Origin of the sequence: Butyrivibrio sp. MB2005 (genome assembly GCF_000424285.1) — a bacterium.
Taxonomy (GTDB): domain Bacteria; phylum Bacillota; class Clostridia; order Lachnospirales; family Lachnospiraceae; genus Butyrivibrio.
Genome location: NZ_KE384159.1, coordinates 144898 through 158658 on the forward strand (window position 1 = coordinate 144898; position 13761 = coordinate 158658).

Below are 13761 nucleotides of genomic sequence, written 5' to 3' on the forward strand. Positions count from 1 at the left end.
TTGTTCAGTCTACACCCAATAGGCTCTGCTATTCTCGATTATCCTGTCAGCACCCGCGCCGAAACGAGTCAGGTAAATAATCTTTTTCTGTGAATCTATCTGCATTATATCGAAACTCTCCTGAGTTCTGTCTCCCAGTCTCCTCTCAGGTACGACCGCACCTTCAGGTTTATGCTCCAGAAAATACTCACACTTTGCACAGTTGACAGATATAACAGGAAACTGTCCATTATGTAGATCATTAAATAATAAGTCGCAGTGATTATGTCCATTAAAATAAGCCATTATTCTATCCGCATGCTTATTTAGCACTTCCATCAATTGATGCCTGTTTCTTATATCCTTTGCCCAGGCCTGAAGTCTCACAAGCGGTGGCACATGAGAAAACACTACTGCCAAATACCCAGCTGGTGTACTTCTCAAAGAATCATCCAACCATTTAATACAATCCTCTGAAAAGCCATACCTCACCGCATCTTTCGGATCAAATGAATCTATAAAAACCAGTCTCAGTTTTTGCTTCTCATAATCAACAAAATAGCGTGGTTTCTCTGGATATGTAACGTCAGGATTCTTCCTGAAATAGTTATAATCATGATTCCCTGGCACGACATATACAGGCTTTCCAAGAGCCTCCATATCCTTTAAGCATCCATGCTCAATCTCTTTTGTCTTCGCAAGAGGCAGTAAGCCATCGGAAAGATCACCCAAATGGATTACTCCATCTAAGTTAATCTTCTTTTCCAACGCTTTAAGACTAAGTACTGTATCATCCCAGGTCCCGTTAGTGACATAGTGAGAATCTGACAGCAGGACAAATGTCAGCAAATTACCCCGTGATGCAATAGAACTCACCCTTTCAGAAACTGCAATTGTTTCATCCTCAATCCATGATGGCTCAGTGTCTGATTCACGCCATGGTTCCCACACTGAATCAGGTGCATAGTCGTAGGTATATATCCATTTGTAGTTTTTATCAGTTAATAGATTCAATCCGCAAGTCCCTTCTCAATTAACGCCTTTATTGCCGTTGAGCTTGTACTCTTGGTATATGGGAGGAATACAAGATCTGCACCATGCTCTCGCAAGTATTCCTGCCTTTCAAGCCAGGTCGGGTTAAATACATAGTCACTGCCGGAAAACTGCACATCAAAATGGTACATGGCAAACGCTTCTTTTGTGTCATTTAAATCAACCGGTATCTCGACAGCCTCATCCACATATCTGCAGGAACGAACCATCTCTATACGTTCTTCAAAAGGAACAAAAGTCTGTACTTTCTTATGCTTTTTTGCTCCTTCATCTGACACAACTCCTACTATCAGATAATCACACAATTCCTTTGCACGCTTGAACATATTCAGATGTCCAACATGAAAAAGATCAAATACTCCTGATATGTAACCAACATGATATTTCTTTTGGTCTGATGAATCCAGTGTTTTTAAATCATCCGTAATAGGATGCCGTCTCTTGGGATAATTCTTTGCGGGATCGTATACGCTTATTTCTGCAACTCCCATTTCCTTTAGCTGCTTAATTACTGATACATTATTTTTAATACATATCAGAACCTTATATTCTCCGGGAGACAATTCCTTTAAGTATTCAGGAGAACGAATCTCAATCCCGTTTAGATTATCGCCCCACTTTTTCTCATTATTATCCACTATCCCATAAACCTTATATTCTGAAGAATAAAGATCCATGAATCGTTTTGCATATCGTCCGGATCCAAAAAGAATAAGCTTCCTCGTATCGGCCTTATCAAAAATATCCACAAAGAGCTTGTAATAATCATCCGAAGAATAATTCATCCGCTGACGATTCGAATTAAGCACTGCATCATTTCTTCTAACTCTTCTGTAGTATTCTTTAAGTTCCTCATCATTTCTTAAATCTGATAGGAACCTCCACTCCATACTATGCCAATCATTGATACGCTCAAGTAGTTGATACCTCTCGTAAAGAGCATTCCTCGGCAAGATTTTCCGCGCACCTGATACTCCCGCATAAAAACTGGAAATCAGTCTTGCAATTATCACATTTGCAGGACAATTGTCCTGTCTAAACTCCTGGTCAAATAAAACGAATTCACCATCAATATAGAAACTATTAAGCGGAACCATATCAAGATATCCGTGTTTTAGAATGGCTCCGACATCTTCCCCAAGATTTTCGCCCGTGACCTCAGATGACTTCAAGATCAATTCTCTGAACTGATCCATAGCTTTAAGAAATTCATCAATATTTTTTTCAAATAATTCCTTAAGATACGCCTGTCCTATAGGAGCATCCACAAAAGGCATGACAAGCCCCCGATCTGTCAATTTCATATCGACAACTCGTATTCCCTGTGCATTAAGATCATCTGCATATTTGACCATATCCTCAAGGCGTTTTCTTCCTTCAGGATATGCATTTATCTTCTCCACATTTTTATCTTCATGGATAATTGTTAACATAGAATCAGGCGCATTCCTGACCATTGAACTGGTAATCTGCAAAGCGTCCGAGAGCCGAACAGATTCATCAAAAGAAAACTCTACCAGATAGGCATTAGCCATCTGATGGAACATATCATTGTCTATAAGTGATTTATAAAGCGATTCTTCCTCGAGAAAAATGGTTTCCGGTGAGTTATATACTGCATGAATTCTTGCAGCAACATCCTCATTCGGATAATAATTCTCTGCATACATTATGACAGGATTATTCAGGTCACTCAGCACTGAATAGAGCTTCACATTCTTTGTTCCTTCGGCATTAAGAAAACCAGTTATCTCTGCCTTATCATACATCCTTCCTCTAAAAGTATCAGATTCCGAAAAATAAGCTCTTCTGTAATTTTCTATGCCATCAAAATTCCTATCCGTGTAGGGATCTCTGTCACCACAAAAATAACGAATTCCCATTCTGTTATTCATACCAAACAGGCAGACCCCGTCGCTTTTAAGAATCCTCTTCAGACACTCCAATGCCATTAAAGGATTCTCTTCTTTTTCTAAAGCATTTATCCATACACAATAATCAAAGGAGTTCTCAAACTCATGCAAAAAATCATCTTCTAATACCTTAGATACAGGCGCAACAGTAACCGATAAGTTTCTTCCTACGGCATTTCCTTTCTCATCAAAAGACTTCCCTGCTTGTCCCTTAAGATACTCAGCTATGGCATCACTATCTCCGCCTACATATAGCACACTTGCATCAATCGCAAAATCATACCAGGCAATTATTCCTTTTTTAAGCTCTTTTAGAAATCTCTCGCTATTTGCCATAGCGTTTTCCTCTCCTAAAGTCTTTTTCCCTTCCCCTGTGGGGGAACCGTCACAATCATCAGAAATCATGAGCATAGCATTCCAGTAAAACTCGCCCATCAATTGCCTTTCAAAAGCATTCCTGGCACGAAGGAAACTTATCCTTTCCCGGAATATACGCGAAAACTCATCTTTGTCTTTCTCATTTACTCTGGAAAGATTCCCATAATATGCCCTAAAAAGCCCATATGCATAAACCGTTTTATACTTTTCAAAACTATCCGGTGAATTACAGATTATCTTTTCCAGATAATCATATTCATCACAAATACAGAACGATTTACTCTTATCAAAAACTGAGGACTTCGGATTATCCCGCCTGTTCATGTAATAAGCTTTATCATGGAACCAGGCCCTTTTCGCATATACATATGTTAAAAACCAAAATCCATTATCCTGGAATGATGCCCCCGGAGTCTCATTATGCCTAATGTCATTCTCACGTATAAATGATGTTTTATAAATTCCGTTCCAGGTATTTATTACAAAGCCAAAACATTTCTTTTCATCCATGGGACAGACAAGCCTGCCATAATAGCCATCCCATGCTGCCTTATTTAGAGTTTTGCTAACTGCATCACCATCAGTCGTAAATCTATAGAAATCAGATTTGATGAAATCCAGTTTTTTCCCGGAAGCTATGGCATAGAGTTCCTCATACATATTTTCCGAAACATAATCATCTGTTTCGACAATACCGATATATTCGCCCTTGGCTGCTGCCATGCCCAGGTTCATCTGATAGCCATAACTCTTCATATCAGAGAGAATAAGTCTGATTCTGGAATCAGAAGCTGCTTTATCTTTAATTATTTCCAGCGTACCATCTGTACTTCCCGCATCAACACAAATAATCTCAATGTCCTTAAGCGTCTGATTCATAACGCTTTCCAGACATTCAGTGATATACTTTCTCACATTCAATGAAGGAAGAATAACCGATACTTTACACATTCAGTAAAGTCCTCTCTACAATAGTTCCTCAATGGATATTATTTTAGAATCACATACAGTTGCCAGTTCATTCCTGATCTCGTCAAAATGTCTACTTGATGCAACTATGATGAGTTCCTCTCCAAGTCCTTTTTCATATTCACACCGGTACTCAGGGCAGAAATCATGTGCAAGCTTATCCATATTGCGATCAATAATGCTAATTAACTCGGCATCACATTTCCTGACAATTTTCTCAAGCTGCCGCCCATAGAGGCCATATCCATATATACTAACCTTTTGGATTTGCCTGGCTTTAAAATAATCATTCAACTTATTCGGATCTATTCCGCTTTTAATCCAGCGCTTAAAAAAAGATAGGATGTCTTTCTGATTTTGTATTTCTTTATCCTTTTCCTCTATGATACCCGAAACAAATTCTGCAAAATCTTCAGGACTTAGTGCTGATGCCAGTTTTTTCATAGATTCATTGAGACTGTTTTCAAGCATAAGTCTGTCATAGACAGCTTGTACTTTTGATTTCAAAAGGCCTTTTTTCTTGAGCAGCGTTTCATTGCTCCTTAGCATAATCAGATGCATATCAGTACGCTCTTTTTTTTCAAAGAGTGTTATACTGTCACCTTGCAAATAATTGAACACCAGCACATCATCTACAAAGACCGGTCTGGTATCATTCATGCAAAGAGCTCTGAAGAAATAATCCCAATCTACCAAAGCTTTCATTTCTTCATTAAATCTAAGGTCTTTAAAGAACTTCCTTTCCAGGCAGACACTGTTCATATCAATAACGTTGTCATATAGCATCCGCTTTATCAGTTTCTCAGGATTGCTTAATTCATCTGCAGATACTTCCGGAATCACCACAGTAGTTCCATCCATCCGGTTAAGCTGCATCCTTCCGAATACAAAGTTACTTCCTGTTGATTTAGCTGTGCCTATCCTTCTTTCCAAAAAAGATTCATGCCAGTTATTATCCGAATCCAAGAAGCACAAAAACTCTCCATTTGCCAACTCTAATCCCACATTACGAGCGTGACTGACACCACTATTTTTCTCAAGTTTATGATATTTAATACGTGAGTCTTCAATTTTACTTACTATTTCTTCAGTATCATCCTTCGATCCATCATCAACAATAATCAGCTCAAAGCAATCATAAGTCTGAGACAGCACGCTCCTGATAGCATCAAGTATTATATATCCCCTATTGTATGTTGGCATGATTACAGATACTTTAGCTTCCATCCGCCTATCCCCATGCGCCAGGGCTCTGCCTAACTAAATCTCAATATTCGAATTAATACTTCCGGCAGAATTCCTTGCGTCTTCTTTCAATTCTTCTACTGATCTTCTGACATTCGAAAAATAATAATCCTTTACTCTATTCTGAACCTCTATGTAGGATAATACATTAAATGATCTTGTATCTGCTTCTTCCCTGATCTGTTCAAGAACACTCTCAAAATCACGCTTAACAGCAACTATGATAAGTGTTTCAGCAGAGTAAATATTCTCATCCGATTTAGATATTGGTATACCGTTATAATCCGGTTCACCTTCGTAAAAACTATCAACTACTCTATCAACGCGGGCTCCCAGGCTAATCAGAATATCTAATACCTTGCGTCCAATTTTACCAAGGCCCCATACTACAATTTGGTTGTAGGAACCTAAAACACAATTTATCAGCAATTCCGTATCTGAACCATCAAGATTATCAAACCAATCGTCAAGTCGGTCTTTCTCATACCTGTATACTGAATCCACCGGGGCAAATGACTCGCAGGTCGGTACCTCATATCCATATTCAGCTATTACGTCCTTCCAAAAGTTATAATCACCTATGTACCACTTATGAATTCCAAAGGGGAGCCCATTATCATGGATGAACCTATATACATCACAGCTATCATCATGTAATGCGAACTCCGCAGCTTCCTCTACCGATGGCACCTTAAAATCTATATCTTCGCAATAACCGCAATATCCCCAAAAAAGGTCCTCACATCTAAGAAACTGATCCCTTTTTTCTACAGATACTCGCGAAAGAATCTTTTCTTTCTGTTCTATAATTTCTATAAATTTCGCTATTCTTCTAAGAGATAATCCTCCATTTCCAACATGATAAGCGTCCCAGTCTGCATACCAGTTATATGGACTCTTGTCCTGTGGCGCTCCGATGTAATCATATCCGTACCCAACAAATTCGCCTAACCTGTCATCAAACACAAATACGTCCGACTGATATATAAGCAAATATTCATAATCAGAAAACCGCCCATAGAGCTCACCTGTAAGACATAATCTGCTATAAGATTCTTTACTCTCAAAATAGCCTGCATCAAATGATTCAATCATATATTTATGCATGCCACTTATCGAATTGTCTAAATTGAATTCCATGTTTTCAGGAATTACAAAGCAAATACTATAGTTTCCAAGGATTCTGAATAATTGTTTGATTGCAATTATCTCAAAGGCATCCGGCTGCTTATAGACCGGAACAATAATTATTACCTGTTTCTCCATACTTAATCCCTAATGTTTTCGAATATAATATTTCCAAGATATTCAACCCTGCAATCAAATTTGCTCTGTAACTTAGCTATCACTTCATCTTCCTCATTGGGATTAGTGTATATAATCATATCTAAACTTAAATCACATTTATCCATCGTAACAGTTTTAAGTTCTGCGTATTCCTCCTCATAGACATCCATTACACATACTACTTCTATCCGCGAAGATGCCAGAGCCTGAACGATGTGCTGTGCCATATTCCCCATTCCGTAAATGGCCAGCTTGCTGACACCCATATCTGATAAAATCATATCTATGTTACGGCCATCCTCTATAAGCCTCATCCACTCATCAAGAAGCGTATAAAACTCTCTAAACAATCCTACTTTGCGTTTTGCCATCAGAATTCATCCTCTAAAATATAGTCCACCATTGCCTTTAAATCCGCTTCCTGCCTGCTTTGTAATTCAGGAAGCTTTTGCCTTATTTTCTTCTGTAGTTCCTTACGTATTTCAGGGTCGAATGCCTCAAGGATTTTTACACAAATCTCATCAATCAATAATGGATTGAAATATATGACCATATCCCCGCACACCTCAGACACTGATGTACCGGCTGAACATACACAAATCGTTCCGTATTTCATAGCTTCAATTGGCGGATATCCAAACCCCTCGTTAAGTGTAGGATACAGAAGCATATGTGCATGTTTATATAATATTTCCAAGTCTATATCTTCCACATAACCAAGGAGGATGAATCTATCTTTGTTCCTAATTCTGCTCAAAAAAACATCAGGGTTTTTTACACCGCCAACAACAACTCTATAGTCTTCAGGAATTTGGCTGAAATCTCTATCAAACAAGTTATCAAACGCCATTACCCCGCGAAGAACATTTTTATAGTAAACTCCTGCACTTACCATGAGAGCGTATCCACCTGAAGTGATTCCCAGTTCCTCCAGATAACGCTTTTCAACCACCTTATCAGATCCCTTGTCCCCTTGTTTGGGCGGTGCATCAAAAACTGCTATCTCACTTGGATTAACATCGTTAAAATAATAGTGAATACTGCATTTACTGTAATCCGAAACAGTAATGATTTTCCGGTTATATGTAACATCCAGTATTTCCCTATACATTTCAGCACCATTTTCCAGTACCCTGGGATTAGTCTGAAATATATAATTCCCGTTAGTGTCATCACCATCTTCAAAAAATCCTTGCTCAGCCTTTTGGTAAAGATTGGTCTCCATCATCCGGACACCATGAATTGTATAAATAAATTTAACATCTTTAGGAAAATTCACAGATTCCCAGTTGTATTTATTCCCATAAGGCAGCGCAGAATACAACTTATCATATTTGTACTGTTTTAAAATATGTGGTAAATTTCGCAGATCAGATATGGCATGAACACGCCATCCTCTTTCTTCTGCCCGGTTTAGAAGCTTTGAATACACCGGTAGATTTTTCAGGACGTATAGACCGCAGTTTTCAAGATCAGACCTGGATAGCAGTTCATTAAGCACGGTATTGCCATACTCACCACCACCATGATATCCCATCTTAGTCTGGTAATATGTAAAATCGTATAACAGATTACCCCTCATTTTTATCCCCTCAATTATGCATCTTCAAACTTCTTAACCACTTAAAGATAACAATGATTCATTAATATCATCTCTTCAATCAGACTATCTAAAAGAATGGTTTTTGCAGAATACTTTTCAACAATCTCATCTCGTATTTGCTCATAGTAAAACTCAGAAGTGATTATGTAATAATCTATCTTTTCTTGTACTGTATCCAGTTCACTTGCAGATATTATAGGCACCCTGGAATGTTTAATCTTAGTATTATTGTCAACGCAAGCTATAACGTTTATGTTAGAGTCTTCTAGCGCGCGATAGAAATATTGCCCCAAAACGCCCATCCCATATATGCAAATATTATCAATACCCAACTTATTTAGGCTATCTGAAATATCGACATCATTGAGCAACAATATCATAAATGCCCCTATCGTTTTTGAAATCATTTTCCTTCGTACAGAAGTATCCATAATCTTACATTTTCCCTATAACAACATTTCTAATTGCTTCCAGATAACCAAAACCATATCTTTCGTCAGCTTCAAGATATGTGCATTCGCCCCATTCATTCCAGGCATTTATGAATAAAAACACTTTCTGCTCATTGATACTTCTCTCATACTGAATTCTAAAGTATTTTTCAACAATCTCGGGAGAGTTATTATCAAATGCACAAAGAAAATTCGCACCCACTCTGGCAGAATTATCCCACCCAACGAAAAAACCCGGAAAATGATTTTCATTTCCCATATAGCGAGAAACCATGATTTTACAGAACTCAGAATAGTCAATCACACTAAATTCTCGTTCTTTGTTTTCATCAGCTATACCCCTGAATTTATGAGAAATATCGCTAATTCTAGCTTGGTATAAATGATGCATTGTTGCAAAAGGTTCAAAATCCATCCATGCATCACCTGTCATAGGTATTTCTTTCCACATTGGCAACCTATGAGAGTAGATAAAATATATCCCCTTAAGTCCAGCATCCTTTGCACATGCATTCCAACAATCCTGCATAGCCATTCTATCCTGAATATCTGCACCATTATATATAATAAACACAGGCAATCCTTCATGTTTCAAATAATTCTTATGCCTAAAGAATTGAAGTAAATAATCAAAATGATCTTTCCATTCTTTTTCTTTCCCATATTCCTGGGCTATCAAAGTATGCTCGCTACCATTTTGTCCATCCCACTTTCTTGTCCAAGATTCATTTGCCCAACAAAGACAAAAGTCTAAAGGCAATTCTTCTTCGTTTAGCAACGCCTCCAAAGGTTTTTCCAAAAGTTTTTTTCCATCAAACCAGTAATGATAAAAGCAAAAGCCATCAAGACCATATTCCTTTGCACATTTCATCTGTTTTATTACGCCATCTTTTTCTGATAAATCATAATAGTTTTGTCCATATGGAATGCGCGGTTGGTAATGTCCTTCGAAAAGTGGAACCGCTTTCTTAACATTAGTCCACTCCGTGAATCCTTCGCCCCACCATTTATCATTCTCAGGTATTCTATGAAATTGCGGCAAATGCATAGCTACTATTTTTGTCTTCATACATTAGTATTACCAATAGATAAATCTCTTTATTTTCCTGTCGACTAATTGCTGTGCGATCTCTTTTCTTACTGAATCCTTTATAGGGGTTATTATTACTCCACTTTTTTGTAATTCATTCTCCAGTTCTTCCAGTGAAAAAACTCGTATTCCCTCTATCTCCTTTTCCAGTTCAATCTTTGTCACTACAAACCCTGCCGGTTCAATCCCCCATCGTCTTAGAAGCCTGGCGCAATATTTCCCGTATTTCCCAGCCCCATATAAATAAACCGTCAGATTATCATTTATCATATCAAATACTTTCTTTTTACTATCGGCGTATTTTTTGAGTCCAGATGCATTCCGAACTCCTTCCTTTACATATAATACGTCGGATACAGTCCTTGCATTTGGTTGTAAAAAAGCCAAATATGACGATGCATTTTCAGAGGATATTGCTCTTTCTGTAATATATCCTGCATCAAGAGCTACATAAGCCAAAATTCTTTCTATAGCATGGCTGATTGTTCCATCCTTAGGCATAGGCTCCTCTGGAAAATCGTCGTATTCCCATCCGGGATTAAAGAGTTTTCTCAATGCTTTTGTTCTCGCCCAAAATACACTTCCAATTGAAGCCGGTGATATATCTTTTCTTATATCAACATCCACCGATAATCTCTTAGCCAAATTAACAGTATTCTCATAATTATCACCCCAGTTATTTGAATACCAATAGTCGATTCTCTCCCCTAAAGGTTCCGGCGGAACAAGTAATCCTACTTCTTCATGCCCGGTCAGGTAATCATAGATATTTCTGATATAATCTGCAGTTCCTATCGTGTTCTCCCATAAAGACAACGCCCATTCTTCAGTCTCTTTCCTATATTCATCATATATTTCCTTTTTATCATGAACAAAACATGCAAATTCATAATCAAAAAAGAAATCAGCACAACTGACCAGAAGTCCGGATAGATCTCGCCCCCTGTTGTCCTTTTCTATAACAGTGATGTTCTCTTTATTTCCATATCTTGTATGAAGTATATCTGAAATCTCAGTCACCGATGTAATTAAATAAACGTCGATTTCATTTGGAACATGATCTACATACTTAAAATAAATATCCAGTGTTTCTTTGTAATACAAATAACATATTACAGCGGTATTGAGGCACTTATTTCCTCTGGAAATATCATTAGCAAATACTCTGTATTCCGGATTTTCATATTCTTTTCTTATGCTTTTTTTCATAATGTCATAATCCAATAATATGTGTGATTTTTACATTCGGTGGTTATAGTGCTTTAACCATTTGTTATTTGCGATATATAAATTACAAATATCGGGGCAGAAATTTTCTTTAAAACTTACATATGGAAAACTGATCTGATCCCTTGTAGAAAACGTCCTTATCTGTTTCTCCCATTCATCCATTAGCCTGATGACTTTAGAGTTATTATGTTGCCTCGCGATGCATCCCATCTCATATAGTCCATTGTCAAAAGGATAATTCTGGCTGCAATAGTAAGACATCTGTCTCACCATCTGTTCTTTTGAAGCTTTACCACAATTTATACATTCCAATGCTTCATCGTAAATACATCTTCTTTCAAAGTGTGGAAAACATAATAGAGGTGAACCTTTAGAATATATTCTAATATAATCTCTAAGATCATCTCTTATAGCATACGCACCATCTACCCATACACTTACTTCAAAATCTTTGAAATAGCGTTCCGGATGCAGCTTAAACATCTTAGCTTGCATCATAGCGCCTTCATCAGATTTTACATATTCAATATTCCAAATATCCGATTTTTTGTCCGGGTCATCAGTGAAGCATACATATGTAATATTCTCATCTTGTACTTCAGGAGCTTTTAGTTCATCATACCCCCCTGTAATAGCTGTATATACAACTATTCTCTCTGTACCTGATAATGTACCTGTAGAAATATCGGAATATTGTTCTTCCCTTTCTAAATAAACACTTTCACAAAACGATTGTCTTCGATACTCCTCAAGATTAAATATCTTATACTCCGGTACGCCAATTTCTTTTATCAGTTGATGCTTTATTTCATCCTCTGCCTTTGCACAAATGATAACGTAGTCAAATTCCATAGCAGAGAGTTCGCTTGGATCGATAATACAGATATCATCCAATCTGTCTCCCCATAAATCTGCATTGTTATCTGCAACAAAATAATCATCCCCCAAAAATTCTCTTTCGTTTTTGATTTTACTCAGAACTCTGTTGCCAGTTTTACCGGCTCCAAAAAGAATCACCTTCTTATTCAATCTGATAACAATCCTTCCATTCCTTCTAACATATCAATCAGAGGCACAATTCTCTTTGCAAAGCCTCGTTCATTGACATTTTTTAGCACCTCTTCATCCTCTAATACAGTAACAACCACTATATCTACTTCCTGCAAACCATCATCAATAGAATAGACATCAACATATTCATTATGTTTTTTACGTTCATCTATACCATAAGCCAACCTATATCCTTTGGTTACAAGTTCTTTAACCAAGCGTCTTCCCAGCATACCTAATCCATATACAGCATATGATTTATTACTATCATTTATAAAGTAGTCTGTAAGACTATGTCCGCTCTCAATAATTGTCATCCACCTATTCATCACTGAACTCAGTTTCAAATAACGTTTTGCCAGCTGCTCATAATAAGGAGAATTACAATTCTCTGCACCATTTAGAATATTTATTAAGTTCTTCTTTTCAGCAGTTGAGAGTGTATTGAAATCTAATTTTGCTCTCTTATGCTCCTCCAAATAACCATATCCAAACTTTTCATCAGGTTCTAAATGCATGCCCTCTCCCCATTCATTCCATGCATTTATAAAAATCAACTCATTACCTCTAAAATCGCTAAGATAGTAAAGGTACTTCATCATCATATAGAATTTACTTGGAGTACTATCAATATAAGCTCTCCCATACTTTCCTCTTCTGGGAGTATCATCGTATGATGGAAATCCACAAAAAAAAGTATTTGAAGGCGACGAATGTGAATCCCTGATGATTCTGTAGGCCATTACTTCATAGTCAAAAACCATATCTCTGCCATTCGGAACGGATTTCAAAGGTTCCATCAAAACAGTGCCATCACAATACTCATTCTCATCCCCGGTAGATAATATATATATACCTGCAAAACCATTTTGTTCTGCCATATTTTCCCATAAAGTTCTCATATTATTGAACTGTTGTATATCATCAACTCTATATATCAAAAAAACCGGCTTTCCATCAATTTTTACATATCTTTCATCTTGAAAAAATGGAAGTAAATAATTAAAATGTTGCTTCCATTGAAACTCATCGCCATAATCCTGTTCAATTAGAATAGCATTATCTGAAGATATCCTATCTTCATCAGATGCATACCAAGCATTACCCTTAACATTAGCCCACGATCTTACCCAGCTTTCGTTAGCCCAGGAAAAACAAAATGGCATGTCTATATCTTTGTTCATCAATAGTTTTTCAGCCGGTTTCTCCAACAGCTTTTTGCCATCTTTAAAATAATAATGATAAAAACACATTGCATCTATCCCATACTGATGCATCATATTTGCCTGTTCAACCAAGATATTCTCATCGCTTATAAGGTCATAATAATTTTCATCAAGTGGTATATGCGGTTGATAATGATTTTCGAACAGCTTTTTGCCATTCCTGGCGGCCACCCAATCCGTAAAGCCCTCACCCCACCACTTATCATTCTCTGGTATTGTATGAAACTGTGGAAGATACATCGCTATCGTTCTCATTTGGCACCTTTTAGCATAAAGATTCTTTATT

At 37.3% G+C, this 13761-nt stretch carries 11 protein-coding genes; all 11 read right to left on the bottom strand.

The window, feature by feature from the left end:
* Positions 1-9 precede the first annotated feature (9 nt).
* The 11 genes from G610_RS0118475 to G610_RS21660 are packed head-to-tail and all read right to left on the bottom strand — an operon-like array spanning position 10 to position 13730.
* Positions 10-993 carry a metallophosphoesterase gene (locus tag G610_RS0118475; protein WP_026525941.1) on the bottom strand — a complete coding sequence of 328 codons (984 nt, stop codon included), beginning with the start codon at positions 991-993 and terminating at the stop codon, positions 10-12.
* Positions 990-4274, bottom strand: coding sequence for a glycosyltransferase (locus G610_RS22505; RefSeq protein ID WP_051198119.1), 3285 nt, complete (start codon positions 4272-4274; stop codon positions 990-992). Before G610_RS22505 ends, G610_RS0118475 begins: the two co-directional genes overlap by 4 nt.
* A gap of 15 nt (positions 4275-4289) precedes the next feature.
* Entirely contained in the window at positions 4290-5519 is a 1230-nt protein-coding gene (locus G610_RS0118490) for a glycosyltransferase family 2 protein (RefSeq protein WP_026525942.1), read from the bottom strand.
* Between the two features lie 33 nt (positions 5520-5552).
* Positions 5553-6803 carry a DUF5672 family protein gene (locus tag G610_RS0118495; RefSeq protein WP_026525943.1) on the bottom strand — a complete coding sequence of 417 codons (1251 nt, stop codon included), beginning with the start codon at positions 6801-6803 and terminating at the stop codon, positions 5553-5555.
* 2 nt (positions 6804-6805) lie between these two features.
* Positions 6806-7195 (bottom strand): hypothetical protein, encoded by a 390-nt coding sequence (locus G610_RS0118500; protein ID WP_026525944.1) that lies wholly within the window; start codon positions 7193-7195, stop codon positions 6806-6808.
* A complete protein-coding gene (locus G610_RS0118505; RefSeq protein ID WP_026525945.1) occupies positions 7195-8406 on the bottom strand; it encodes a glycosyltransferase in 1212 nt (403 codons plus the stop codon). Before G610_RS0118505 ends, G610_RS0118500 begins: the two co-directional genes overlap by 1 nt.
* Before the next feature lie 41 nt (positions 8407-8447).
* Entirely contained in the window at positions 8448-8858 is a 411-nt protein-coding gene (locus G610_RS0118510) for a hypothetical protein (protein WP_026525946.1), read from the bottom strand.
* Between the two features lie 4 nt (positions 8859-8862).
* A complete protein-coding gene (locus G610_RS0118515; RefSeq protein WP_026525947.1) occupies positions 8863-9948 on the bottom strand; it encodes a glycosyltransferase WbsX family protein in 1086 nt (361 codons plus the stop codon).
* Between the two features lie 9 nt (positions 9949-9957).
* Positions 9958-11178, bottom strand: a complete 1221-nt coding sequence (locus tag G610_RS0118520; RefSeq protein WP_026525948.1) for a rhamnan synthesis F family protein — start codon at positions 11176-11178, stop codon at positions 9958-9960.
* Between the two features lie 30 nt (positions 11179-11208).
* Positions 11209-12228 (bottom strand): glycosyltransferase domain-containing protein, encoded by a 1020-nt coding sequence (locus G610_RS22510; protein WP_051198120.1) that lies wholly within the window; start codon positions 12226-12228, stop codon positions 11209-11211.
* On the bottom strand, positions 12225-13730 hold the full coding sequence (locus tag G610_RS21660) for a glycoside hydrolase family 99-like domain-containing protein (protein WP_081667616.1): 1506 nt from the start codon (positions 13728-13730) through the stop codon (positions 12225-12227). The genes G610_RS22510 and G610_RS21660 overlap by 4 nt, the downstream gene beginning before the upstream one ends.
* Between the last annotated feature and the right edge of the window lie 31 nt (positions 13731-13761).

What these genes read in the sequence shown, in the direction of transcription:
- G610_RS22505 (WP_051198119.1), bottom strand. Translation starts at nt 4,274, where the DNA reads ATGTGTAAAGTATCGGTTATTCTTCCTTCATTGAATGTGAGAAAGTAT.
- G610_RS0118500 (WP_026525944.1), bottom strand. Translation starts at nt 7,195, where the DNA reads ATGGCAAAACGCAAAGTAGGATTGTTTAGAGAGTTTTATACGCTTCTT.
- G610_RS0118510 (WP_026525946.1), bottom strand. Translation starts at nt 8,858, where the DNA reads ATGGATACTTCTGTACGAAGGAAAATGATTTCAAAAACGATAGGGGCA.
- G610_RS0118520 (WP_026525948.1), bottom strand. Translation starts at nt 11,178, where the DNA reads ATGAAAAAAAGCATAAGAAAAGAATATGAAAATCCGGAATACAGAGTA.
- G610_RS0118515 (WP_026525947.1), bottom strand. Translation starts at nt 9,948, where the DNA reads ATGAAGACAAAAATAGTAGCTATGCATTTGCCGCAATTTCATAGAATA.
- G610_RS0118505 (WP_026525945.1), bottom strand. Translation starts at nt 8,406, where the DNA reads ATGAGGGGTAATCTGTTATACGATTTTACATATTACCAGACTAAGATG.
- G610_RS0118490 (WP_026525942.1), bottom strand. Translation starts at nt 5,519, where the DNA reads ATGGAAGCTAAAGTATCTGTAATCATGCCAACATACAATAGGGGATAT.
- G610_RS21660 (WP_081667616.1), bottom strand. Translation starts at nt 13,730, where the DNA reads ATGAGAACGATAGCGATGTATCTTCCACAGTTTCATACAATACCAGAG.
- G610_RS0118495 (WP_026525943.1), bottom strand. Translation starts at nt 6,803, where the DNA reads ATGGAGAAACAGGTAATAATTATTGTTCCGGTCTATAAGCAGCCGGAT.